23 protein-coding genes and 1 riboswitch are annotated in these 25069 nt (G+C 32.6%); of the genes, 16 read left to right on the forward strand and 7 right to left on the reverse strand.

Going from position 1 to position 25069, the window contains the following annotated elements:
* Positions 1-82 precede the first annotated feature (82 nt).
* From OWM07_RS08505 to pheT, 4 genes are all read left to right on the forward strand, one after another.
* A complete protein-coding gene (locus OWM07_RS08505) occupies positions 83-226 on the forward strand; it encodes a hypothetical protein (RefSeq protein WP_423303273.1) in 144 nt (47 codons plus the stop codon).
* A complete protein-coding gene (locus tag OWM07_RS08510; protein WP_423303274.1) occupies positions 216-1772 on the forward strand; it encodes a DUF3373 family protein in 1557 nt (518 codons plus the stop codon). The genes OWM07_RS08505 and OWM07_RS08510 overlap by 11 nt, the downstream gene beginning before the upstream one ends.
* A gap of 503 nt (positions 1773-2275) precedes the next feature.
* The gene (pheS, locus tag OWM07_RS08515) at positions 2276-3289 is read left to right on the forward strand and encodes a phenylalanine--tRNA ligase subunit alpha (RefSeq protein ID WP_423303275.1); all 1014 of its coding nucleotides are present in this window, start codon (positions 2276-2278) and stop codon (positions 3287-3289) included.
* Positions 3290-3301: 12 nt separating this feature from the next.
* Complete coding sequence (pheT, locus tag OWM07_RS08520) at positions 3302-5686, forward strand: phenylalanine--tRNA ligase subunit beta (RefSeq protein ID WP_423303276.1); 2385 nt, start codon at positions 3302-3304, stop codon at positions 5684-5686.
* A gap of 108 nt (positions 5687-5794) precedes the next feature.
* On the opposite strand, the gene thiL is transcribed toward pheT, so the two are convergent.
* The 4 genes from thiL to OWM07_RS08540 form a co-directional block, all read right to left on the reverse strand.
* Positions 5795-6682, reverse strand: a complete 888-nt coding sequence (gene thiL / locus OWM07_RS08525) for a thiamine-phosphate kinase (RefSeq protein ID WP_423303277.1) — start codon at positions 6680-6682, stop codon at positions 5795-5797.
* Positions 6675-7316 carry a thiamine phosphate synthase gene (thiE, locus tag OWM07_RS08530; protein WP_423303278.1) on the reverse strand — a complete coding sequence of 214 codons (642 nt, stop codon included), beginning with the start codon at positions 7314-7316 and terminating at the stop codon, positions 6675-6677. The genes thiL and thiE overlap by 8 nt, the downstream gene beginning before the upstream one ends.
* Positions 7277-8554, reverse strand: coding sequence for a phosphomethylpyrimidine synthase ThiC (gene thiC / locus OWM07_RS08535; protein ID WP_423303279.1), 1278 nt, complete (start codon positions 8552-8554; stop codon positions 7277-7279). The genes thiE and thiC overlap by 40 nt, the downstream gene beginning before the upstream one ends.
* Before the next feature lie 54 nt (positions 8555-8608).
* Positions 8609-8703, reverse strand: a riboswitch (TPP riboswitch).
* A 45-nt stretch (positions 8704-8748) separates the two neighbouring features.
* The gene (locus tag OWM07_RS08540; RefSeq protein ID WP_423303280.1) at positions 8749-9465 is read right to left on the reverse strand and encodes a DUF4412 domain-containing protein; all 717 of its coding nucleotides are present in this window, start codon (positions 9463-9465) and stop codon (positions 8749-8751) included.
* Between the two features lie 177 nt (positions 9466-9642).
* Between OWM07_RS08540 and OWM07_RS08545 the strand changes: the two genes are divergently transcribed.
* From OWM07_RS08545 to OWM07_RS08555, 3 genes are all read left to right on the forward strand, one after another.
* Entirely contained in the window at positions 9643-11598 is a 1956-nt protein-coding gene (locus tag OWM07_RS08545) for an FAD-dependent oxidoreductase (protein WP_423303281.1), read from the forward strand.
* A gap of 19 nt (positions 11599-11617) precedes the next feature.
* Complete coding sequence (locus tag OWM07_RS08550; RefSeq protein WP_423303282.1) at positions 11618-13837, forward strand: NADH-quinone oxidoreductase subunit G; 2220 nt, start codon at positions 11618-11620, stop codon at positions 13835-13837.
* Positions 13838-13930: 93 nt separating this feature from the next.
* Positions 13931-14209: an FmdB family zinc ribbon protein gene (locus OWM07_RS08555; RefSeq protein WP_423303284.1), complete on the forward strand. Its 279-nt coding sequence runs from the start codon at positions 13931-13933 to the stop codon at positions 14207-14209.
* Between the two features lie 26 nt (positions 14210-14235).
* Here OWM07_RS08555 and OWM07_RS08560 read toward each other — a convergent pair whose 3' ends face one another.
* Both OWM07_RS08560 and OWM07_RS08565 read right to left on the reverse strand, forming a co-directional pair.
* Entirely contained in the window at positions 14236-15075 is an 840-nt protein-coding gene (locus tag OWM07_RS08560; RefSeq protein ID WP_423303285.1) for an SDR family NAD(P)-dependent oxidoreductase, read from the reverse strand.
* A complete protein-coding gene (locus tag OWM07_RS08565) occupies positions 15047-15829 on the reverse strand; it encodes a patatin-like phospholipase family protein (protein ID WP_423303286.1) in 783 nt (260 codons plus the stop codon). The genes OWM07_RS08560 and OWM07_RS08565 overlap by 29 nt, the downstream gene beginning before the upstream one ends.
* Positions 15830-15916: 87 nt before the next feature.
* On the opposite strand from OWM07_RS08565, the gene OWM07_RS08570 reads away from it, so the two are divergent.
* The 7 genes from OWM07_RS08570 to OWM07_RS08600 all read left to right on the forward strand — a co-directional run bounded on the left by OWM07_RS08570 (position 15917) and on the right by OWM07_RS08600 (position 22213).
* A complete protein-coding gene (locus tag OWM07_RS08570; protein ID WP_423303287.1) occupies positions 15917-16585 on the forward strand; it encodes a GntR family transcriptional regulator in 669 nt (222 codons plus the stop codon).
* A complete protein-coding gene (locus tag OWM07_RS08575; protein ID WP_423303352.1) occupies positions 16575-17243 on the forward strand; it encodes a GntR family transcriptional regulator in 669 nt (222 codons plus the stop codon). Before OWM07_RS08570 ends, OWM07_RS08575 begins: the two co-directional genes overlap by 11 nt.
* Positions 17244-17304: 61 nt before the next feature.
* Positions 17305-17550, forward strand: coding sequence for a phosphoribosylformylglycinamidine synthase subunit PurS (gene purS, locus OWM07_RS08580; RefSeq protein ID WP_423303288.1), 246 nt, complete (start codon positions 17305-17307; stop codon positions 17548-17550).
* Positions 17550-18245, forward strand: a complete 696-nt coding sequence (purQ, locus tag OWM07_RS08585) for a phosphoribosylformylglycinamidine synthase subunit PurQ (protein WP_423303289.1) — start codon at positions 17550-17552, stop codon at positions 18243-18245. Before purS ends, purQ begins: the two co-directional genes overlap by 1 nt.
* Before the next feature lies 1 nt (position 18246).
* On the forward strand, positions 18247-20475 hold the full coding sequence (gene purL / locus OWM07_RS08590) for a phosphoribosylformylglycinamidine synthase subunit PurL (RefSeq protein ID WP_423303290.1): 2229 nt from the start codon (positions 18247-18249) through the stop codon (positions 20473-20475).
* Positions 20463-21863, forward strand: a complete 1401-nt coding sequence (gene purF / locus OWM07_RS08595) for an amidophosphoribosyltransferase (protein ID WP_423303291.1) — start codon at positions 20463-20465, stop codon at positions 21861-21863. The genes purL and purF overlap by 13 nt, the downstream gene beginning before the upstream one ends.
* A 92-nt stretch (positions 21864-21955) precedes the next feature.
* Positions 21956-22213 (forward strand): hypothetical protein, encoded by a 258-nt coding sequence (locus OWM07_RS08600; protein WP_423303292.1) that lies wholly within the window; start codon positions 21956-21958, stop codon positions 22211-22213.
* Positions 22214-22237: 24 nt separating this feature from the next.
* On the opposite strand, the gene OWM07_RS08605 is transcribed toward OWM07_RS08600, so the two are convergent.
* Positions 22238-22939 (reverse strand): lytic transglycosylase domain-containing protein, encoded by a 702-nt coding sequence (locus OWM07_RS08605; protein ID WP_423303293.1) that lies wholly within the window; start codon positions 22937-22939, stop codon positions 22238-22240.
* Between the two features lie 95 nt (positions 22940-23034).
* On the opposite strand from OWM07_RS08605, the gene OWM07_RS08610 reads away from it, so the two are divergent.
* The gene (locus OWM07_RS08610; protein ID WP_423303294.1) at positions 23035-24381 is read left to right on the forward strand and encodes an alanine/glycine:cation symporter family protein; all 1347 of its coding nucleotides are present in this window, start codon (positions 23035-23037) and stop codon (positions 24379-24381) included.
* Positions 24371-25048 carry a DNA/RNA nuclease SfsA gene (sfsA, locus tag OWM07_RS08615; protein WP_423303296.1) on the forward strand — a complete coding sequence of 226 codons (678 nt, stop codon included), beginning with the start codon at positions 24371-24373 and terminating at the stop codon, positions 25046-25048. The genes OWM07_RS08610 and sfsA overlap by 11 nt, the downstream gene beginning before the upstream one ends.
* Positions 25049-25069 lie beyond the last annotated feature (21 nt).

Below are 25069 nucleotides of genomic sequence, written 5' to 3' on the forward strand. Positions count from 1 at the left end.
TGTCCCAGCTTAACAGCGAACATAGCATTATATTTAAGTAACATAAAAAATAAATACCATAATAATTCGTAGGAGGTTGTTTATGAAAAAGTTTTTAGCAGTTTTATTAGGGGTTTTATTTGCTTCATCGTTTGTTTTTGCACAGGATGTAAATCTTGAGCAGTTGAAAAAGCAGGTTGCAGACTTACAAGCACAAGTGGATCAGATGAGCAAGTTTGTACACTAACACTCGTCATGCAGCAACTGATAAGCTTTCAATCAGTGCAGAATTTATGACAAGACTCGACAGCTTTCAGTACAAAGATGTAAGATCATTAAATGAATATCAATCACAAATGATGGAAAGTATGATGTTGAATATTGCGAATGGTGTTTTTTATGTTCCTGGACCTAATGGACAACTTTATATTGATGCTGATCAAAGCGGTGGTTATACAGCACAAGATATGTTACCAACATTACAAAATTATGCTACTATGTTTGAATATCCCACAACTGACCCTCAACAAAATAAAATATTGAATTTTTTTGATAAAAATAATGTTAAAAAGTATGATGCAAATAATGATTATATGTTGACTGAGAGATTAAGACTTCGTCTTAAATCTAAAGTAAATGAGAATCTTTCTTTTACTGGCCGTCTCGTAATGTATAAAACTTTTGGCGATTCTACACCTGTTCACTTTTTCAATGGAACTATGAGCAGTATGTTCTTAGATAGTAATTCTGCTCAGTATCCAACTGATGATAGTGTAAGGGTTGAAAGAGCTTATTTTGTCTATAAAAACAGCATAGGTGATGTTCACTGGCATTTCTCTATAGGTAGAAGACCTGCAGCTTATGGTTATGGTATGGAAAATCGTGAAAATGCAGTATTGGGTGGTTCTCCACTTGGCTCTATCATTCAGATGAACTTTGATGGTGCATCTTTAGGATTTGATTTGGAAGATTTGACAGGTATTCCTGGATTAAATGTTAAATTCTGCTATGGTCAGGGATTTGAAGGTCAGTATGGTACATATAATTCTTTAAATTCTCAAGCTGATGTAAATGATGTTCATTTCTTCGGTGCTATAGTAAAACTTTTTGATAATGATGATTACAGAGTTGTTTACAATTGGGCACATGGTTATGGACTTACTGATGGTTTCATCGGAATGACTGTAATGCCATTTTATGTAAGATGGGGTGATGCAGCCCATACTACTTATATTCTTGAGCCAAACTTTGCTGCATTTGTTTCAAGAGTAGAGCCAACAAGTGAAGTTGGTAATATTGATTTGCATACTATAATGGTGGAAGGTAATACTTTTGATTTTAGCTGGTTTGCAGCATACTCTATGAGTAAGACTGACCCTACAAATGAGAGTGAGAATCCGATGTATCAATTTATGGGACAATCTGAGATGATGGATGGTACCGGTTATAGCCTTTGGTTAGGTGTTATGACTCCAGAGCTTCCATTTACTGCTGGTAAACTTGGTTTTGAATACAACCATGGTAGCAAATACTGGCAGCCATTTATGAACACATGGGATGCTGCAAAACTTGCTACTCGTGGTGATGTGTATGAAGTTTACTATCATCAGCCAATCGTAGGCAACAACTTCTTCTTAACACTTGGCTATATCCATTATGACTACGAATATACAAATAGTGGTAACTATATGGGTGAGCCAGTTAAAATTGATGATGCTACAGCATTCAACACTTTGATGCCTGTAGTTGATAAAGTAGATAACTACTACGCTAAATTGACATTTAGATTCTAATATCTCCTGTAGGTATGAGATAGATAAAAGCCGGGTATTTTGCCCGGCTTTTTTTGTTTAACGTTTTTTTAGTTACAAAACAGAGACTGCTTCATTACTATCGTTCCTCGCAGTGCCAAAAAGCTGAGATTGCTTCGCTGACGCTCGCAATGACGGCATTTTTGGGTCATTGCGAGGCAACAAAAGTTGCCGAAGCAATCTCTATTATGACAATAAGTTAGGAGATTCCTTCACTTCGTTCGCAATGACAAAAATAATATATTAATATTGTAATCTTTTACATTTTTTACTTTGAATGTTGCATGTTTTTTAGCAATTTTTTCTGGTAGAAGGGTAAGTTCAACGTTTTAACGTTTAAACGTTAAAACGTTCACACGTTATTCATCAATTTAAAACTTTTCCTTGAAAAATTTGTTAAAAAAACTATGATTGTTTGGAATTTTTATCAAACATTTTTTAATATAGCTAAATCGAAATAGGTTAAAATTTTTTGAGGTGATAAAATGGATTTGGATTTAAGAAGTGTAGAAGGTTTTGAAGAAGAGATAAGTAAAGCAACAAATCTTGATGAGCTTTATCAGATAAAAGTTAAATATCTTGGTAAAAAAGGTAGCATTACACTTTTGAATAAGCAGCTCAAAAATATTGCACCAGAAAATCGTGCAGAAGCTGGTAAAAAGATAAACGAAGTAAGAAAAAGATTTGAAGCACTTTATGATGAAAAATATAATGAGCTTAAAAGGCTTGAAAAAGAAAAGAAATTAAAAGAAGAGTTTATTGATATCACAAGAGAAGGTTTCCCTTTTAAGCCTGGAGCTATTCACCCAATTACTATAACATATTATGAAATTGTAGATATTTTTACCTCAATGGGTTTTGAAGTTGCAACTGGCCCTGAGGTGGAGTTTGATTATTACAACTTTGAGGCATTAAACATTCCAAAAGAGCACCCTGCAAGGGATATGCAGGATACTTTTTATATTACAGATGAGATACTCCTTAGGACTCATACATCACCTGTCCAAATCAGAGTAATGGAAGCAAATAAACCACCAATAAAGATTGTTGCACCAGGTAAAGTCTATAGATGTGACCATGATGTTACCCATTCACCGATGTTTCATCAGGTGGAAGGGTTGCTTGTAGATGAAAAAGTAACCTTCGCTGATTTGAAAGGGATTTTGACACTTTTTATTAAGCGTATGTTTGGTGAAGATATACCTGTCAGATTTAGGCCAAGCTTTTTCCCATTTACTGAACCAAGTGCAGAAGTGGATATGGGATGTGTGATTTGCGGTGGAAGTGGGTGTAGAGTTTGTGGTCATACAGGTTGGCTTGAGATACTTGGGTGCGGAATGGTTGACCCAGAGGTTTTTAAAGCTGTAAATTATGATACAGAAAAGTATCAGGGTTATGCTTTTGGTATGGGGATTGAGCGTATTGCAATGCTCAAATTTGGTATAGATGATTTAAGACTATTTTACGATAACAAAATAAAATTTTTAAAACAATTTTAGGGGTAGAGAAAGATGAAAGTTTCTTATAGCTGGTTGTCAGATTTTATAGATGTAAATGGGATTAACCCAAAGGATCTTGTAGATAAGCTCATAATGGCTGGACTTGAGGTAGAAGAACTAATCGTTAAAGAAAAGGTAGAAAATGTCGTTTTTGCAAAGGTTTTGGAAAAAGAGAAGCACCCTGATGCTGATAAACTATCTATTTGTAAAGTTTTTGATGGGGATGAAACTTTTCAGGTGATTTGTGGTGCTGCAAATGTTGCTGCTGGTCAAATAATCCCTTTTGCAAAAATTGGGGCAAAATTACCTATAGGGCTAAAAATTAAAAAAGCTAAAATCAGAGGTGTAGAATCCTTTGGTATGATATGCTCTGCTGCTGAGCTTGGGTTGGAAGAAAAGAGTGATGGGATAATGGTTTTAGATGTGGATGAATCTTATCTTGGAAAAAATGTTAGCTCCTATCTTGGGCTTGAAGATGTTATATTGGATATTTCCATTACTCCAAATAGAGCAGATTGTTTGAGTATCATTGGTATCGCAAGAGAGATTGCTGCCCTTTATGGACTCAGCTTAAAAGAGAAACATTTTGATTTGAAAGAAGAGAATGAGCCAGCTGAAAATATTAAAAAAGTGATAGTAGAAGATAAAGATAAATGCCCAATTTATCTTGGTAGGGTTATAAAAGATGTTGAAATAAAGCCATCTCCTATCTGGATGCAAAATAGACTTAGATCTGTTGGTGTGAGACCAATAAATAATGTGGTTGATATTACAAATTATGTCCTTTTTGAATATGGCCAGCCCCTGCATACATTTGATATGAATAAACTTGAAGGTAATGTCATTATCAGGACTGCAAAATCTGGCGAAAAGATCATGACTCTTGATGGCAAAGAGAGAGAATTAAAGGATTATATGCTTGTAATCGCAGATGAGAAAAAGGCGATTGCTGTAGCTGGTGTTATGGGTGGAGAGTTTTCAGGAATTGATGACAATACAAAGGATGTCTTTTTAGAATGTGCATATTTTAAACCAGAAAGTATTAGGATTACTGCAAGAAGACTTGGGATGCAGACAGATTCATCATACAGGTTTGAAAGAGGGATAGATAAAGGTAATGTCTTTAAAATGGTTGATTATGCCGCATATCTTTTACAAGAGTATGCAAATGGTAAAGTGTTAAAAGGTGTTGTCACTGATGAATATGAAGAGGTAAAACCAAAAAGTGTAAGTTTTAACCTTGACAGAGTAAATAGATTGCTTGGGACAGAATTATCAAAGGAAGAATCAAAAGATATTTTAACAAAGCTCAACTTTAAAATTGTTGAAGAGCAGGGGGATGATTTTAAAGTAGAAGTGCCAACATATAGGGTGGATATTGAAAGGTGGGTTGATATTGCTGAAGAGCTAGCAAGAATTTACGGTTATAATAAAATTGATACAACAGTGCCTGAAATCAATGCAGATAGCAATCAACCACCATTAAGCTTAAAAACTCAAAGAGAGATAAGATATTTCCTCAAATCCCTTGGATTTTATGAAGCTATAAACTTTTCCTTTATGAGTGATGAATTTTTATCAAATTTTGATAGTAAAGAAAATTTTGTATATTTAAAAAATCCTCTCAGTGAGGATATGAATGCGTTAAGAACCTTTGTTTTCCCAGGATTGATAGCCAATATGGTTAGTAATATCAGGCAGCAGTATGCAAGTCTTAGATTTTTTGAGTTTGCAAATGTTTTTATAAACAAAGGTGAGAAAGAGCTGCCTTTACAGAAGATGCATCTATCAATAGGTATTACAGAGAATTTCTGGCCTTTATCTTGGGCTGAGAAAAACGATATTGAGCCATTTTATTATTTAAAAGGGGTAATTGACGATATTTTAGGTTGTTATAAGCTAAAAGCTGATTACGAGAGAGCAGATAAAGAGTTTCTTCATCCTGGCAAATCTGCATATTTAAAAATTGATGACAAAGTTGTAGGTTTTATGGGTGAGTTGCACCCTGATATTTTGGAAAAATTGGATGTGGATAAGAAGCTTTATGTTGCTGAGCTGTTTTTTGATGATTTAGTGGAAATAATAGAGAATAGAAAATTAAAATATGAAAAGTTTTCACAATTCCCATTTGTTACAAAAGATATTTCTGTAATAGTTGATAAAGGCACTTTAGTAAGTGATATGATTAATGAGATAAAAAATATAAGTAAGTTGATTGATGATGTGGTATTGTATGATGTGTATGAAGGTAAAAATATAGGTGAAAATAAAGTTAGTTTAACTTTTAGAGTTTACTTTAGCTCACTAGAAAGAACACTTACTGATGATGAAACCAATAAACTATTGGATAAGATAATAGAATTGTTAAAGGATAAATTCGACGCTTCACTAAGATAAATTATCTGTTTTTGAGCATTTGTAGGCACTAAAGCCTATAAATGCTTTTTTTATTATTAAAACTGCTAATTTTATTAATTTTTTAGGTAATTATAACTGTTTGTTTGGCTATCGATAAAACTTATGTGTAAAACCAAAAGCTGATATATTGATTAAATTTTTTTCATCAATTAGGTAAGCACCATTACCCTCTTTAACAAAACCGATATGATAGAATTTTTTTGGGGCATTTTTTGAAAGATTTTCAAAATATGTGGGGTTTACTGTAAATAAAAGGGCGTATTCTTCGCCAGAACTTAAAACATCTTCAATTGGTAAATCTGGTGATAGCTCTAATAGTTTTTCTTTAGATAAAACAATCTTTTTACTGCTAGCTTTAGCAATGGAATCTGTATCAACTCCTAAACCATCACTTATGTCTGTACAGCTGGTAACACCTTCGTGATTGCCAAGATATTCGCCAAGTTTTGTTTCTGCAGTAAATTTATAATGTCTGTTTTCATTTTTTCCAGCAAGTTCTTCCTCTAAATATTTTTTTGCATACCCCACAGGTCTTGAGATACATACCAGATCGCCAGATTTAGCACCACTTCTTTTTAATAGATATTTATTTTTTGTTCCGATTACAGTTATTGAAATAAAAAGTTTTTCGGAAAAGGATGTATCCCCACCAATTAAATCTAAATCATAAAAATCTAATACATTTTTGAGTGAATCTATTAGCTCTTTTTTATCTATTTTTTGAGATAGACCAAAACCAGCCAATATATATTTTGCTGTGCCACCCATTGCAGCAATATCACTGACATTTGAGGTGACAGCCTTAAATATTATATCATTTAAATTATTTTTATAGATAAAATGCACATCCTCGATTAAAATATCTTTACTTATTATATATTCCCCTAAAATAGCGGCATCATCAGTAAAATTTAAAGAAATCTCTTTATCTTTTGATAATATTTTTAATGCTTCTATGAAATCAAGTTCATTCATTAAAGAATCTCAAAATGTTTTTAACAGCTTCAAATGGGTTTTCTGAAGAGCAAATATTTGAGCTTATGGCAAATCCAGAAATTGGAATATTTTTAAATTTATCCAGATTATTTGCGGTTATTCCACCTATAGCAACAGCTGGTAGCTTTGTATTGTTTAATAATTTGATATAATCTTCTTTAGATAAAACTGTTCTGTGATCCTCTTTTGTTTTAGTTGGAAATGCTGGTCCAATTCCTATATAATCTACATTTGATTGATTTGCATAATTAATATCTTTTAGATTATTACAAGAATATCCAATGATAAGATTATTATATTTTCTTTTTACAATGTCTGCTGGTAGATCCTTTTCCCCTAAATGAACTCCATCTGCATCCAAGCAAAGAGCAATATCAACTCTATCATTAATTATAAAAAGAACATCTTGACCATCTAAAATGGTTCTTATTTTTTCTCCAATTTGAAAGTTTTCTTTTGCTGTTTTATGTTTATTACGAAGCTGGAACATTTTAGCTCCAGCTTCGATGCATTGATTAAAAAACTCTTCTAAAGGTAGTTTAATTAAGTCTGTTTCTAAAATTATATAGCATTTTAGATAGTCGGCAATTTTTGATCTATCTTTACTGCGCATAATTTACCACACATTGTACAAGAATCTATATCCCTATTTTTTTGAAATTTTTCTCTTGCTCTTTCTGGATCAATTGCTAAAGAAAACATCCCTTCCCAGTTTAGTTCTTTCCTATATTTACTCATCATATAATCTCTTTCAAAAGCTCCAGGTACCCCTTTTGCAATATCAGCAATATGTGCGGCAATTTTAGAGGCAATTACACCTTGATAGACATCCTCTTCATCAGGCAAACATAAATGCTCAGCAGGAGTAACATAACATAGGAAATCTGCTCCAGCTGCTCCAGCTATTGCTCCACCAATAGCACTTGTAATATGGTCATAACCTGGTGCAATATCTGTGGGTAAAGGCCCTAATATGTAAAAAGGAGCCTCGTCACATAATCGTTTTTCTAAAAGGATATTTGCTTCGATTTGATTTATTGGAACATGTCCAGGACCTTCTATCATGGCTTGAACATTTTTCTCACGTGCTCTTTTGGCAAGTTCTCCCAAAATTATAAGCTCATCAATTTGAGCTCTATCAGTAGCGTCTGCTATAGCTCCAGGTCTGAAACCATCACCAAGACTCAAAGTGACATCATATTTATATGCTATTGAGAGTAAATCATCAAAATATTCATATAAAGGGTTTTCCTTTTTATTTCTTCTAATCCAGTCAGCCAAAATAGAACCACCACGGCTTACAATTCCGCACACTCTATCGGCTCTATCCATCCTTTCAACTGATTCTTTAGTGACACCACAATGAACAGTTATATAATCTATACCCTCTTTACATTGTTCTTCAATGGATTTAAAAAGTTCATCTGGATCCATTTTGTATGTAGGGATATCTTTTTCGGCTAATCTTGCAGCAACAGCATAGATTGGGACAGCTCCCACCATAACAGTGGATTCCTCTAATATTGCTTTTCTGATAGCCTGTAAATCTCCACCAGTTGATAAGTCCATCACACTGTCGGCTCCAGCTTTTATGGCAACATGAAGTTTTTTTATTTCTCTTTCAATAGATGGGCAGTCGATACTTGTACCTATATTTGCGTTGATTTTAGTGCGGAGTTTTTTACCTATACCCATAACATTTGGAAAATTGTGGTTTTTATTTTTAGGGATAACAACTTTCCCTTCAGCAACGAGTTTTCTTAACTCTTCAGCATCAATTTTTTCATCCAAAGCAATTTTTTTCATTTCATCTGTGATTATCCCTTTTTTAGCTGCTTCAATTTGAGTCATAGCTTCTCCTTTCTAAAAAAAAATCCTTTCCGCCGCAGTAAACGGAAAGGATTGTATTTTTCCTAAACCGTTTCCCTGCGCCGGCATTATCCGGATCAGGTTCAAGGGGTATTATCTCAGCCCCATAAGGAGCACCCCCACGGTAAAATTTATAATAGTTTAAAATATTCAAATTTCAAGTTATTTAATTAATTTTAATTTGGTATGTTAGGTATATTCTCTGGTAGACCTTGTGGTATTTGAGGGATTTGGTTAAGCATTTCAGATGTTTTCATTATTTGATAATTTTTTGGATAGTCAAAGATAGATAATTTTAAATTTTTAAATTCAATCTTTTCAACTTCATAAATTACTTCATTTTTTAAATTATCTTTTACATAAAAAGGGATACCATATTTTTCCATATTATAAGTTAGCATTTTTTGTTTGTTGTTAATAGTGAGAAATTCTAAAAACTTATCCGTTGTCTCTAAATTTATATTTTTCAATATTTTTTTATCTTTGCAGAAATAAACATCATTATTGCTGTTAGTGGTAATAAATCTATAGCCATCAGTGTTGCAAGATGCTATTACTTTTGTGCCAAGTTTTGTTATTGTCAGATTTTGATTAGAATCGTTATTTTGGTTAAAACGATTAAAATTGCCTCCAAACATGGCAGAAAACATTTTAAGCTTTTCTAAATCATCTTTTGTAGTAATTATTACCTTCTTTTCTTTGTGGTCAACGGTATAGAAGGTTTCAGTGTTGCCATTAAATATAAATTCAAAGTCAGTAGTCTTGTTCTTGAGCAAATTCTTTTTTATAAAAGTCTTAACAAGGTTTCCTCTTTGTTTTGCTGTAATGATTACATCTGCAAGTGCTAAAGTTGAAAAAAGAACAATTATAATTATTGTATTAATTATTTTCATATAGACCTCCTGCTTTTGTTTATAAAATATTATAGCATATTTTTTTGATTTATTAAATTAATAAAATAATGTTATAAATGTAGTGGGTAATTACTTTTTAATATAGACATTGAATTTTTTTTGTGTTATAAAACCAAATTGTATACAGTATACCATAATTATTTTGCGGAGAGGCTTATGGCAAAAGTTTACTACGGTTTTTGGAATGACCAGATCATAGATAATAGAGAAAAAGGTTATGATGAGTGGACTGATGCACCCATAAAAATTGATGAGAATTTTAATGGGAAAAAACTAAAGGTATTTGTAAATTGGAACGGTTTTTTGGTTTTTGATAAAGATGTTAATATCTTGGATGTTCTTACAGAATATATGTATCAAATAAGTAGTTATGGTTGCTGTGGTAGATGTTTCCCTGGCCGCATGGGTACAAGAATCCTTGCAGAGCAGCTTCAAAAACTGAAAAATGATGGTTTTAAAAAGGAAGATATAGATCTTGCTTATGATATAGCTTACTCAATTTACGTTTCTGCAAAATGTACTGTTGCTCCAACTGCAACTATACCTGTAAGACAATTTTTAAAGAATTTTATGAGTGGCAAATTTGAAACATTAGATTCAGTGAACAATAAAAGTTTAAACTATGTAAAACATTTGACAGCACCATGTACAGCTGGATGTCCATCTAATGTTAAAATTCCTGAATTTATTGAGGCTATAAAAGATTATAGATATCTTGAAGCTTTAAAAATTATAAGGACTACTATGCCCCTTCCTGGTGTTTGTGGTAGAGTTTGCCCACACCCTTGTGAATCAAATTGTAGAAGGGGGCTTGTGGATGACCCTGTTAATATTATGGTATTAAAAAGAACACCCTGGGATTACGAGTATTATCATCATAAAGAACCAGATATTGAAAGGCTTAGAGAAGGTGATACTGGTAAGAAGGTTGCCATCGTGGGAGCTGGCCCAGCTGGTTTGACAGCAGCATATTATTTAGCTCTTTTGGGGCATCAGGTAAAAATTTATGAGATGCTACCAGAACCTGGTGGTATGGTAGCTGTAGGAATACCTGATTATAGACAGCCAAGACATCTTTTAAGAAGAGAAGTTGAAATAATTCAATCGTTAGGGGTTGAAATTCAATACAACACAAAACTTGGGAGAGATATATTTTTAAAGGATTTAAAGCAGAAATATGATGCTGTATTGCTTGCTATCGGTGCTTTCAAAAGCCGTGATATGGGTGTTGAAGGGGAAAAAGAAGGTTATGAAGGTGTTATGGACAGTGGAATTGGATTTCTTAGAAAAGTTGCATTGGGTGAAGAAGTAAAGATAGGTAAAAGGGTTGTGGTTGTTGGTGGTGGTAATACTGCAATAGACTGTGTTAGGACTGCATTAAGATTAGGGAGTGATGATGTAAATCTTGTATATAGAAGGTCAAGAGCTGAAATGCCAGCTGAAGATTATGAAGTGGCTGATGCTGAAGAAGAGGGAGTAAAGTTTCATTTCCTCTGTAATCCAGTTAAACTGATTGCAGAAAATGGAAAGTTAGTTGGTGTGGAATGCGTAAGAATGCAACTTGGAGAGCCAGACGAATCTGGAAGAAGAAGGCCAGAACCAGTCCCTGGTTCAAATTTTGTTATAGAGTGTGACACTATTATCCCTGCAATTGGTCAATATCCTGATTTAGATTTCTTAACAGAAGAGGATGGAATTAAAGTTACTAAATGGAATACAATTGCTGTAAAAGAAGATTTATATATGACAGATGTTCCAGGTATTTTTGCTGCTGGTGATTGTGAGTGGGGGCCTGCTACAGTTGTAAAAGCTATTGGAGCTGCAAGATGGGCTGCAAAAATGATTGATAGATATTTGATGGAAGGTGAGCCATATCTTACTGATGAAGAGAAGTTAGAGTTAACATTATATAAAAATAAAGTATTTGATAAAAATGAAAGGGTTCAGGAAACTCATACAATACCAAGAGTTCATCAAGAGAAACTGCCTCCTGAGGTTAGGGTTAGAAATTTTGAAGAGATAGAAAAACCTTATACTGAGAAACAGGCTTATTTAGAAGCTACGAGATGCTTAAGATGTGTTAGAATGGCAATGATAGGCTTGGAGAAATAAAATGAGTAGGGGTAATGTTATGGGAAAGATTTTTATAAATGACAATCCATACGAATTTATGGAAGGTGAGACTATTTTAGATGTCGCAAGAAGGAATGATATCTATATCCCTGTAATGTGTTATTTAAAAGATATTACTCCTACTGGTGCTTGTAGATTATGTCTTGTCGAAGTAGAGGGCATAGAAAAGCCTGTTGCATCATGTGTAACTTATGCAATAGATGGGATGAAAGTTTATACAGATACAGAAACTGTTTGGAAACAGCGCAAGAGAAATCTCGAGTTTATTCTTATAAAACACCCTTTAGATTGTCCTGTTTGTGATAAAGCAGGGGAATGTATGCTTCAAGATACTACTTACGAGTTTGGTATAAATGAAGAATCAATAAAATCTGTTAAACCAAACAAACCTAAATTTGACTGGGAAATGATTGTTCATGATGCTAATTTATGTGTGTTATGTGAAAGATGTGTTAAAATTTGTCATGAAGTTGCTGGTTGTAGCGCGTTGAAAATTGAGGAGAGGGGATTTAATAACCTCATTACTACAGTCAAAGAATCAGGGTTGGACTGCGATTTTTGCGGTCTTTGTGTTGATTTTTGCCCTGTTGGGGCTTTGCTTGATAAACCTTATAAACATAGTGTAAGAAACTGGGATTTAGAATATGTAGAGACTACATGTAATTATTGCCCTGTAGGGTGTTCAGTAAAATATGGGAAACATGAAAATGTAATATATAAAAGCTCAAAAGGGGATAACAGTTATATATGTTCATTAGGAAGATATGCATATAAATATACTGACAATCAGGATAGAGTGAACAAGCCATTAATTAAAGAAAATGGAGAATTTAAAAGTGTAGAGTGGAATGCTGCTATTGATAATGTAAGAGCAAAGCTGGATGAAGTCATTGATAGATATGGAGTTGATAGTGCAGCTTTTATTTTGGGTAGTAGATTGTCAACAGAAGCCCTTTATAATTATAAAAAATTAGCAGAATCGATTGGAATAAATAAGATTGTAACAGATGTTGATTTTTATAATGCTAAATTTTTTAGAGAGTATTTTGAAAAATTTAATACTTACGATGTAATAGGCAAGCTTGATGATATTAAGAGGTCAGACCTGATTTTTGTTATAGGAGCTGATTTGCAAAGAGAATCATTGGGTTATAAGTGGTTTTTAACAAATGCAGTTATTCACAATGATTCCAAACTTGTTACAGTTGGACTTAAAAAGTATGAATATGATTATCTAACTGATGCCTCACTGATCGCTGATTATGGGAATTTTGCCAACATATTTGAAAAAATAAAATCTGATGATGATCAAATATATAAAGATATTAGAGAGTATATTTCTAAAGCTAAGAATATCACTTTTATTGTAGGTAATGAATTTATCGAAGCAGAAGCAAATTATAAATCCCTTTTTGCATTTGTAGATTATGTGGGGCATGATAATTTAAATGGATTTTTCTACACATTTGATAAACCAAATATAAATGGACTGTTCAGCTTTGAACTTTTCAATAAATATGATGTTAATAAATTGGTGGACGAGATAAGTGATGGTAAAATAAAGTTTTTGTTTGTTGCTGATTTTTACCCTTTTGATACAAAAGGTAATTATAAGAAGATAAAAACAGCAATAGAAAAAGTAGAGTATTTTGTGTCTGCTGACATATTCTTAAACGATTTTAATAAGAATGCTGATGTAATATTGCCAGTATTGACACATTTAGAATCGGAAGGAAGCTTTATAACTATTGATGGTAGATTGGTTAAATTTGTTAAAGTGATAGAACCAGTAAATGATGCTAAAACAGATATTGAAATTGCATATTTGATAGGTTTTGCCAAAGGGGTTAAGCTGGAATCATATAGTAAAGCAGTATGGGAAAATTGTGTCAAAGGTAATTTTGGGCTACCTGATGTGGATTATCATGAAATTAATGGTTTAATTTATAAAATAAAAGACTACAAAATCAATAACACTGAATATAAATATATCGAAGAGCCAAAAGGGACAAAAGAGATTTTTGTAAATGCAAAATATCATAATAATTTCTTATCAACTAAAGCTGCTATAGAAAAGAAAGGTGATGATGTGTATAGAAAATATTATTTTGATGTTGATAGGTCTGTTATTGTTGGTGAAGATGCTAAATGTGATCGAAATCTTTGTAGTCTATCAAGGGGTATTGCAAAAGGGGTAGTTATAGTTCCAAAAAATTAAATTTTGGTTTTGGGGTTTTCCCCATTTTTCCCTTGAAAATTTGACTTTTCCATCTATTATATAAAGCGAAATATTAGCACTCGGGGGTGAGTGATGCCAATCTATGAGTACAAATGTAGTAAATGTGGTGAAGTTTTTGAGTTAATGGAGAGCATCCATTCAGATGTTTATGAAAGGTCATGTACAAAATGTGGAGCTACAGCTAAAAGGATTATATCTTTATCAAGTTTTCATTTAAAAGGAACTGGTTGGTATGTGACAGATTATAAAAATAATAATGGTTCAGGTAGTAGCAAGCCTTCAAGTAGTTCTGCTTCATGTGATTCAAAATCAGATAGCTGTACAACTTGTGCAGCAGCACAAAATAATTAAAAAGCTGGCTTTAAGCCAGCTTTTTTTTATTGAATTTTTTCTATAGTAAGGCCAGCTTTTTCTATTTGTTTACAGGTTATGTTATAAAGTTTGTTTTGAATATCTTTATCATAAGCAATATTAGAGGCTTTACTTTCACTGAAATCAGAAAAATATTTCCCTGAGACATTAATTGGTTGGTTTAAAACATATTCGATCATTTTAGCTCCATTTTCTGGATCACTACCTATTGGGCCCCAGTTGTTTACTAAAAGTTTTGTATTTAACACACCTGGATGAAGGCAGTTTGCTGAAACATTTTTAATATCATTTTCCATAAAATAGTTATGCAATTTAAAAGTAAACAGAATGTTGCATAATTTAGATAGAGAGTAAGCTTCAAAACCAGTAGGGAAATTATTTTTTTTTAAATCAGTTAGATTTATGCTATTTGAATGTGCCATTGAAGCTACATTTATAATCTTGGCTTCTTCAGAATTTATCAAATTTTTCAGTAAAATGTGTGTAATTAAGAAATGAGCGAGGTAATTAACTTGGTATGTTATTTCAAAGCCATCTTTAGTAGTAGTTAATTTGTGTGAAAAAGTAGCAGCGTTATTTATGAGTGCATATATTTTAAAACTAACAATTTTACTAAAAGCATCATAGGTTTCTTTTAAATCAGAGAAATCTGCTACTAACTTATGTAATTTTATATGCGATTGATTTATCGAATTTATAACCTCTTCCAGCTTTTTCGGATTTTTTCCGTGCAATATCAAATTATAACCTGATTTAGCTAACCTCAATGCTAATCGCTTTCCAATGCCATCAGTTGCACCAGTAATTAGAATATACTTATCTTTCAAAAATTCTTTTAGTTGCATTATACCCCTCCCTGATTATTTTTTCAGCAAGATGGTAGTCGAACATCCCAATTTCTTCTAAATCAGGTTCGATTAATTTATAGTATTTAGAAGAATTTATAATACATTCTGATTGATAATAGTTCATAATGCTAAATGATCTGTAAAATGTAGCTATAATGTTTGGAGATTTGTTGTAATTATTTGTTTTTAATTTAGCGTTGAGGTTTACAGCTATAATATTTTTATGGTTATTTTTGGAAAGTACAGTTATTGGTAATGGATTTGAAACACCACCATCGACTAGTATCTGCCCATTTATACTTACCGTTGAAAAAATACCTGGGATAGAAATACTAGCTCTAACAGCTTTAGTAAGAGAGCCTTTTTTTAAAACTATAGGTTTTCCTGATTCTAGATCAGTAGCTACAATGTATAGAGGGATAGGAGCATCTTCAATGTTAACATTTCCGATACTTTCCATGAAAAAATCAAAGATTTTATCACCATCTATTAATCCTTTAGTTGGTATAAAATTTATATCGAAAAGAGAAAAAACTTTCTTTTTGTCAAGAGATAATACAAATTCTTTATATAAATCTAACTTGTTAAACGCATAATAAGAGGCAATTACAGAACCAATGCTAGATCCAGCAACAGCTTTTATTCTGAAATTATTTTCTAATAAATAATCAATGACACCAATATGGGCTAACCCCTTTGCAGAACCACTACCTAAAGCTAAAGAAACATCACGCTTAACTTTTTTAAACATATTTAATAATAACATATAAATTTGTGTTTGACTATAATAAAATAATGTATTAATATTGCATACTGTATACAATTTATTTGGTGGGGAATGGAAGAGATTTTAGAGTCAAAACCACTGAGAGAGAAAATTGCTGATAAGATTAGAGCTGATATTATAAAAGGTGTCTACAAAGATGGTGAAAGGCTGGTAGAGCCTAAATTAGCAGAAAGTTTAGGTATAAGCAGGACACCTATTAGAGAAGCTTTGAGGCAGCTCGAAAATGAAGGATTTATTGAAATTATCCCTAGAAAAGGTGCTGTTGTAAAAAAAATGACTCTTGAAGATGTGGACAATCTATATCTTATCAAAGCTAACTTAGAAGGGTTAGCTGCAAGGCAAGCAATAAAACATATAACTGATGAAGATATAAAAGAGATGGAAAAGTTGAATGAGAGATTTTTATTATTGGCAAAAAAGAATGAAGGTGTTGTGGAAGAATATCTTAAATATAATGTGGATTTCCATAATATTTTTATTAGGCTTTCTAAAAATGATAAATTGATAGAGATACTTGAAGGTTTGTCTAAAAACTTTCAGCGTATAAAAGGGATGTTAATCTCTAAGAGCGAAAGGGCATTGAAAGCTTATAATGAACACCTGGAAATTATTAAAGCTTTTAAATCAAAAGATCCAAATTTGGTAGAGAATAAAGTAAGATGGCATATAGAAAATAGCTGGTTATACATAAAAAAGAAGGTGATGAGTGATGGCTATTAGAGATGTTAGTATTGATAATACCCCTTTAAGTGAAAAGATTGCTGAAACTATTAGAGATTATATTTTAAAAGGGGTTTTAAAGCCTGGTGAAAGATTAACTGAGCCAAAATTGTCAGATATATTGGGTATTAGTAGAACACCCATTCGAGAGGCTTTGAGGCTTTTGGAAATGGATGGTTTTGTAGAGATAATTCCTAGAAGGGGTGCAGTTGTTACAGAAATTACAGATAAAGATGTTGACGAAATTTTTATTTTAAAAATTCGCTTAGAATCACTTGCAGCTAAATTGGCTGTAAACAATATGAAAGAAGTGGATGTTGAGAGATTAGAAGAGTTGAATAACAGGTTGGAGAGATTTTATTCAAATAAAAATGTAGCTGGTATGATTAAAGCTAACAGTGACTTTCATGATTATTTTATAAGGAAGTCTGAAAATCAGAGATTGATCAAATTCTTAGAGAGTTTACAATCTCAATTTAAAAGAGCAACAGCGTATTCATTTACAGAAACTGGCAGAATAGAACATGTTTTAAATGAACACAAAGAGATTATTGAGGCTTTTAAGGAAAAAGATGCTTTAAAAGTTGAAAAGCTTGTAGAAAAACATATCCAAAATGGTTGGAACTTCATTAGATCAAAAGTTTCTAAAAAGAATTAATATTAATTGAAAAAAAAAGTATTTTAATGTAGAAAGCCATAAAATTATCTTGGGGGGGCAGATGCCTAAAGTGAAGGTTTATGTAAAATTAAAAGATACAGTTTTAGATCCAGAGGGGCAGACAGTCCTTAACTCTTTAAATAAGCTTGGATATAGTTTTGTTAAAGATGTGAGAGTGGGAAAGGTAATTGAATTGGCTATCGAAGAAATGGATTTACTTGATGATAAAATAAAAGAGATTTGTGAAAAACTATTGGTAAACCCAATTATTGAAGAGTATGAATATGAAATAGTTGAGGATAAGTAATGAAAGCAGGGGTTGTAGTATTTCCCGGGTCAAATTGTGATCATGATTGTTATCATGTATTGAAGCATCTCTGTGGAGTTGATACCTCTTTTATTTGGCACAAGGATACAGATGTTAGTGGTTATGATTTAATAGTGTTACCAGGTGGGTTTTCTTATGGCGATTATTTAAGGTGTGGTGCTATAGCCAGTAAGTCCCCTGTTATGGATGCTGTTTGTGAATATGCAGATAAAGGTGGGTTTTTAATTGGGATTTGTAATGGTTTTCAGGTGCTTACGGAAGCTGGATTATTGCCAGGAGCGTTATTAAAAAATAGGTCATTAAAATTTATATGTAAATATGTTTATCTTAGGGTTGAGAATAACTTTACACCTTTTACAAATCTATATTCAATTGGAGAGATTGTTAAAATACCCATTGCACATATGGAAGGTAACTATTTTATAGATGAAGATGGGTTAGCTAAGCTGAAGAAGAACTCACAAATTGTTTTTAAATATTGTGATGAATTTGGTGAGATAACAAATGATTCTAATCCGAATGGATCTGTTGAAAATATAGCTGGCATTATTAATAAAAAAGGGAATGTCTTGGGTATGATGCCTCATCCAGAAAGAGCTGCCGAATCTATTTTAGGTAGTAAAGATGGATTGTATCTATTTAAAAGTGTGATCGATTTTATTAAAGAGGGTTGAGATGGGTGTTTATGAAAAATTCAATTATCCTGAAGTAAATTATGAAATTGCAAATGAAATGGGGTTAACTAAAGAGGAGTTTGATAAAGCAGTTGAGATTTTAGGGCGTACTCCAAATTATATAGAGCTTGGAATTTTTGCTGCAATGTGGAGTGAACATTGTAGCTACAAAAGTAGTAGAATACATTTGAAAAAATTCCCTACTGATGCTCCTTGGGTTGTGCAGGGACCTGGTGAAAATGCTGGGATAATTGAAATTGATGGTGAAATATGCGCATGCTTTAAAGTGGAAAGTCATAATCACCCTTCTTATATAGAACCTTATCAGGGAGCAGCTACAGGAGTGGGTGGAATTTTGAGAGATGTTTTTACGATGGGAGCAAGACCCATTGCGTGTATGGATGGTTTGAGATTTGGTGATATTTCAAAAGATGAAAAAAGTAGATACTTATTTGAAGGGGTAGTATCAGGTATTGCTGGTTATGGTAACTGTTTTGGAGTCCCTACTGTTGGCGGAGAGACTTTCTTTCATAAGTCCTTTGAAAAAAACCCCTTAGTTAATGCTTTTGCACTTGGTATTGTTAAGAAAGATAAAATTTTTAAAGCTAAAGCTGAAGGTGTAGGCAATCCAGTAATTTATGTGGGTGCAAAGACAGGAAGAGATGGGATTCATGGTGCAACTATGGCAAGTGAGGAGTTTGGAGCTGATTCTGAGAGTAAGAGACCGAATGTTCAAATTGGTGATCCTTTTAAGGAAAAATTGCTTTTAGAAGCGTGTCTTGAGCTAATGAAAGAAGATATTATCATTGGTATTCAGGATATGGGTGCTGCAGGACTTACTAGTTCGTCTTTTGAAATGGCATCAAAAACGGGAGCAGGGGTTGAATTATATTTGGATAAAGTTCCTTGCAGAGAAAAGGGTATGACCCCTTATGAAATTATGCTTTCTGAATCTCAAGAACGAATGTTGCTTGTGGCTAAGAAAGGTTATGAAGATAAAGTTTTAGAGATTTTTGATAAATGGGATTTAGATGCAGCTATTATTGGCAAAGTGACAGATGATGGATATGTTAGATTGTACTGGGAAGGGGAAGTAGTTGGCGAGCTACCAGCAAAACCTTTAGGTGATGAAGCTCCGGTATATGAGAGACCATATAAGGAGCCTTTATATTATAGAGAATATAAACATAACGATTTTGCTTTTGTAAATTTAAATTTGGATAAAACCTTCGAAATGATGATATCAAACCCTAATATTGCTTCTAAAAAGTGGATATATGAGCAGTATGATCACATGGTCAGGACTAATACTGTTGTATTGCCTGGTTCTGATGCTGCTATTATTAGGTTGAAAGGAAGTAAAAAAGGTCTTGTTTTGTCAATGGATTGTAATAGTAGATATTGTTATTTAGATCCATATAAAGGTGGTCAAATAGCTGTGATAGAAGCAGCAAGGAATGTTGCAATGGCTGGTGGTAGGCCTCTTGCAATAACTGATTGTTTAAATTTTGGAAATCCTGAGAAAACTGATGTTATGTGGCAGTTTGTAAAATCGATAGAGGGGATGAGTTTTGCATGCGAAAAATTAAATACACCTGTTGTTAGTGGTAATGTCAGTTTTTATAACGAAACGGACGGTAAAGGGATTTATCCAACACCTACAGTTGTCATGGTTGGTGTTATTGATGATGTAGAAAAAAGGTTGGTATCATTTTTCAAGCAAGATGGCAGTATAATTTACTTGTTGGGTGAAAATAAAGGTGAAATTGGTGGTAGTGAATTTGTGTCCTATTGTTTGGAGATGGATGAAGGGGAAGTTCCTGAACCTAATATTGAAGAAAATATAAAACTTATAAACTTTATGATAGAAGTTGCTAATAAATCTTTAGTTTTGAGTGCGCATGATGTTTCTTTAGGTGGTTTGATAATCAGTTTATTTGAGATGTGTGTGAAGAATAAAATAGGTGTTGAGGTTAATTTTGACTATAAAATGGAGGATTTTAGATATCTTTTTAGCGAAACTCAAGGTATGGCTTTTGTTGAAGTTGATCCATCTAAAGAGAAAGAATTTTTGCAACTGGCTGCAAATTTTGGCGTTAGAACTGAGCGTGTGGGAATGACTGGGGGTAAAGAATTTAAGGTAAAAAAAGGTAGAAGAGTTTTATTAATGTATGACCTTGATGAATTAATTGCACAATACGAAGGAGCTATTGATAAATGGATGAAGTAGTTTTTGATAAATTTCATGAAGAATGCGGGATAGCAGGGGTTTTTGGTGATAAAGATGCTGCTAATTTAGTGTATTTATCGCTTTACTCTCTCCAGCATAGAGGGCAAGAAGGTGCAGGTATTGCATCTTCAGATCGTCATTTGATTAGAGTAGAAAAGGGGCTTGGTCTTGTAGCAGATATTTTTAAAAAGCAAGTGTTGGAAAGGCTGGTAGGGGATATAGCTGTTGGTCATAACAGATATTCTACAACTGGTGAATCGATGTTAAAAAATACTCAGCCGATAGTGGCTGATATTAATTTAGGTCAAGTAGCCCTTGTCCATAACGGAAATATCGTTAATGCTGAAAGTTTGAGAAGTCAATTAGTAGAAGATGGAGCTATCTTCACTTCAACCTCAGATAGCGAAATTATAATACATTTAATGGCCAAATCTGGTAAAAATAATTTTATCGATTCGATAACTCATAGTGTTAAGTTTCTAAAGGGTGCTTTCAGTTTAATCTTTATGACAAAGGATATGATGGTTGGATTGAGGGATCCAAATGGTTTTAGACCTCTTATATTGGGAAAAATTAGATCAGGTTATGTACTAGTTAGTGAAACCTGTGCTTTGGATTTGATTGATGCAGAGTATATCCGTGAGATTGAGCCAGGTGAGATGGTTGTTATCAGTGATGATGGTTTAAAGAGTTTGCATCCATTTGAAAAGATTGATCCAACCCCTTGTATTTTTGAATTCATCTATTTTGCAAGACCTGACAGTAGGATTTTTGGTAAAAGTGTTTATGAAGTTCGTAAAAGTTTTGGAAGAAAACTTGCTGAAGAAAGCCCTGTTGATGCCGATGTGGTGATACCTGTGCCTGATTCAGGGGTTGTAGCTACTCTTGGTTATTCTGAAGTAAGCAAAATACCTTATGAAATGGGGTTAATAAGGAATCATTATGTTGGTAGGACATTTATTGAACCAGCGCAATCTATTAGACATTTTGGAGTAAAATTAAAACTTAATGCTGTGAAAAGTGTTATAAAAGGTAAAAAGGTAGTGGTAATTGATGATTCTATAGTTAGAGGTACAACTAGTAGAAAGATTGTGAAAATGCTTAAAGAAGCTGGCGCTAAAGAAGTGCATATGAGAATATCTTCCCCCCCTACTTGTTATCCATGCTTTTATGGAATAGATACGCCAACAAGAAGTGAATTAATTGCCTCTTATCACACAGTTGAAGAAATTAGAAAATATATTACTGCTGATTCTCTTGCTTATTTAAGTTTGGAAGGTTTACATGAATGTGTAAAACCTTATAAGTTTTGTGATGCTTGTTTTAGTGGTAAATATCCTACCCTCCATAAAAATGGTTTAGGTGTTAACCCAAAAAGTGAGGTATAAAGATGAGTGAGAAAGTAAAAATTAGGTTTTTTGGCTCAAGTATGGAATTTGTATCTGGTTGAAGCCCTTCTTATTTCCCCGCAGGTTGTGGGGTGAGTGAAGATCCATACTTTGATATAGCTAATAAACTGGAAGGTAAATTAGTTAAAAAATATGGTTTAGATGGTGTTGATTTTAGATATGTGGATATTTCCTCACCAGAAGTTTTAGAGTATATTGATGAAGTTAGCACTATAGTGGAAAATAGACTTCCTCTACCTTATGTATCTATAAACGGTAGTCCCGTTTCATGGGGTATTGATGATGCTGAAGAAATTTTTATAAAAATTGTGAACTTTTTGAATTTATAATAGGGGGTGCTATATATACCCCTATTATGCGTTATTTTTAATTGTAGAGATTAGTTGGTAGTTTCTAATAACACGGTTGTAATAAAATTTTGGTATTCTTTTCTTTTTTCTTAATCTATAATTTAGATTTGAAGGTCCTAAATTGTAGGCTATAATTGCATATTTAACATTACCATTATATTTTTTTATCAGGTAAGCAAAATAATTTATGCCAATTTTAATATTTGTAATAGGATCGAACAATTCTTTTTTGTGAGATATTTCTATATCGTCATTTAAGTTAGAAATATAATAAGCTGTATTAGGAAGTATTTGCATTAAACCTATTGCTCCTTTTCTGGAAATACTTTTATGATTAAAAGAGCTTTCAGTAAGTATTAAAGATAGAATAAGATATGGATCTATATTTTCCTTAGTAGATTCTTCAACTATTGTGTAAGATATATCCATTGTAGAATATGGTACATTATTATTTGTAAGATAACTTAATACATTGTTTATATCAATTATTTGATTATATTTTGATATGAGGTATTTATTTTTAGATTTAGAATTATATAAAGATGCGAGATAATCGGTTTTTTTTAATGATAACTCTTCTAATAAATCTATTTTGTTAAAGTAATATTGGCTTAAACTTGTAACAAGTAAACTATATGTAAATAAGGTAAGGAACAAAACCTTACAAAAAACATTAATCTTTAAAAATTCTTTTTCTAAAGTCATGGTTAATCTTGAAAAATCCCTTAAATTATTTTATGGTCAATATTCAAAATATACAAAATGAGCAAATTGTAAATGATTTTTTGTGAGGTGATCAAATGGAAAAAATTCATGAATTAATTAAGTACTTGGATTCAATAGTTTGGGGACCTTTTATGCTTGTTTTACTTATAGGTACGGGTGTTTTAATTACAGTAAGACTTGGGTTTGTTCAGGTGAGGTTATTACCTAAGGCATTGAAACTTATATTTTCAAAAGGTGAAGGCAGTAAAGGGGAAGGTGATATAACACCTTTTCAGGCTCTAACTACTGCGTTGTCTGCGACGATTGGTACTGGAAATATCGCTGGTGTTGCAACAGCGATAGCTACAGGTGGGCCTGGAGCTATATTTTGGATGTGGTTGTCAGCTTTTTTTGGGATGGCTACAAAATATGCTGAGGCAGTATTAGCTGTGACTTATCGTAAAAAACTTGAAGATGGCACAAGTATTGGTGGACCAATGTATTATTTAAAAGATGGGATAAAAAATAAATTTTTAGGAAATGTTTTAGGTGTATTATTTGCCATTTTTGGAATTATTGCATCATTTGGTATAGGTAGTATGGTACAGTCTCATTCTGTGGCTTTGGCAGTAAATGATGCTTTTAATATCCCAAAAGGGGTCACAGGTTTAGTTTTGATGATTTTAACTGCTCTGGTTATTATAGGTGGAATAAAAAGGATAGGGAAAGTTACTGAAAAGATTGTCCCTTTTATGGCTGTTTTTTACTTTATTTTTGCTATTATCATAATAATCTTAAATATTGGTCATATCATTGATGTCATTGTATTAATCTTTAAATCAGCTTTTTCACCTATTGCCGCTGTTGGTGGTTTTGCTGGTGCAGCGGTGAAAGATGCCATCAGATATGGGGTGGCAAGAGGGGTTTTTTCCAATGAAGCAGGTTTAGGTAGCGCACCGATTGCTCATGCAGCTGCAAAGACAGATAATCCAGTAAGACAAGGTTTAATAGCGATGACAGGTGTTTTTTTTGATACAATCGTTATATGTTCTTTAACTGCATTTATTATACTTCTTACAGGAGTTTGGGATAGTGGTAAAACAAGTACAGAGCTTACTGCAATGGCTTTTGTATCAGTATTTGGAGGTAACGGGAAATTATTTTTGGCTTTGGCATTAATGTTTTTTGCTTATTCTACGATTTTGGGTTGGTCATATTATGGAGAACAATGTGCAAAATTTTTGTTTGGCTATAAATTTAGTTATTTTTATAAAATTATTTATAGTTTGAGTGTTTTTTATGGTGCTTTTAGGAAAACTGATTTTGTGTGGGATATGGCTGATTTATTTAATGGGATGATGGCTATACCAAATTTAATTGGTCTTATTTTGTTATCAGGTATGCTGGTTAAAATTACAAAAAGTAAGATTGATGAAGTATAGTAATGAATTTTTAATAGGTAAATTTATAAAGCGTTATAAAAGATTTTTTGTTGATTGTGAATATAATGGGGAAATTTTAACTGCGTATAATCCCAATACTGGTTCTATGAGAGGGCTACTTAATAAAGGTTGTAAAGTAGCTCTCTCTAAATCTGATAATCCTACAAGAAAATTAAAGTATACTGTTGAAGCTTTTGAATTAGATAGTTATTGGGTATATACAAATACTGTCAATATAAATAACATTGTTAAAAAAGGGATAGAAGATGGCATAATTAGCGAGTTTAAAAGATATACCTATTTAAAACCTGAATATAAAATAGATGACAGTAGAATCGATTTTTATATCGAAAAAAAGGATGAAAAATATTTAGTTGAGGTAAAGAATGTAACTTTACTATATCAAAATACGGCCTATTTTCCAGATACTATTACCAAAAGGGGGAGTAAACATTTAAAACTGTTGTCCAAATTTGCAAAAAACGGTTTTAAATGTTTTATTTTATATATTGTTGGTGTTGATGCAGATAGTTTTAAGTGTGCAGATTTTATTGATAGGGATTATTGTATGGCTTATAATGAAGCCATTGAAAATGGTGTTAATAAACTTTTGTATAAACATATATTTGATCCTATTAAAAGAATTTCTAATATTGTACCATTTTAAATTAATTTGTTGAAGAGTGAT

The sequence above is a fragment of the Deferribacter thermophilus genome (genome assembly GCF_049472675.1).
Lineage (GTDB): Bacteria > Chrysiogenota > Deferribacteres > Deferribacterales > Deferribacteraceae > Deferribacter > Deferribacter thermophilus.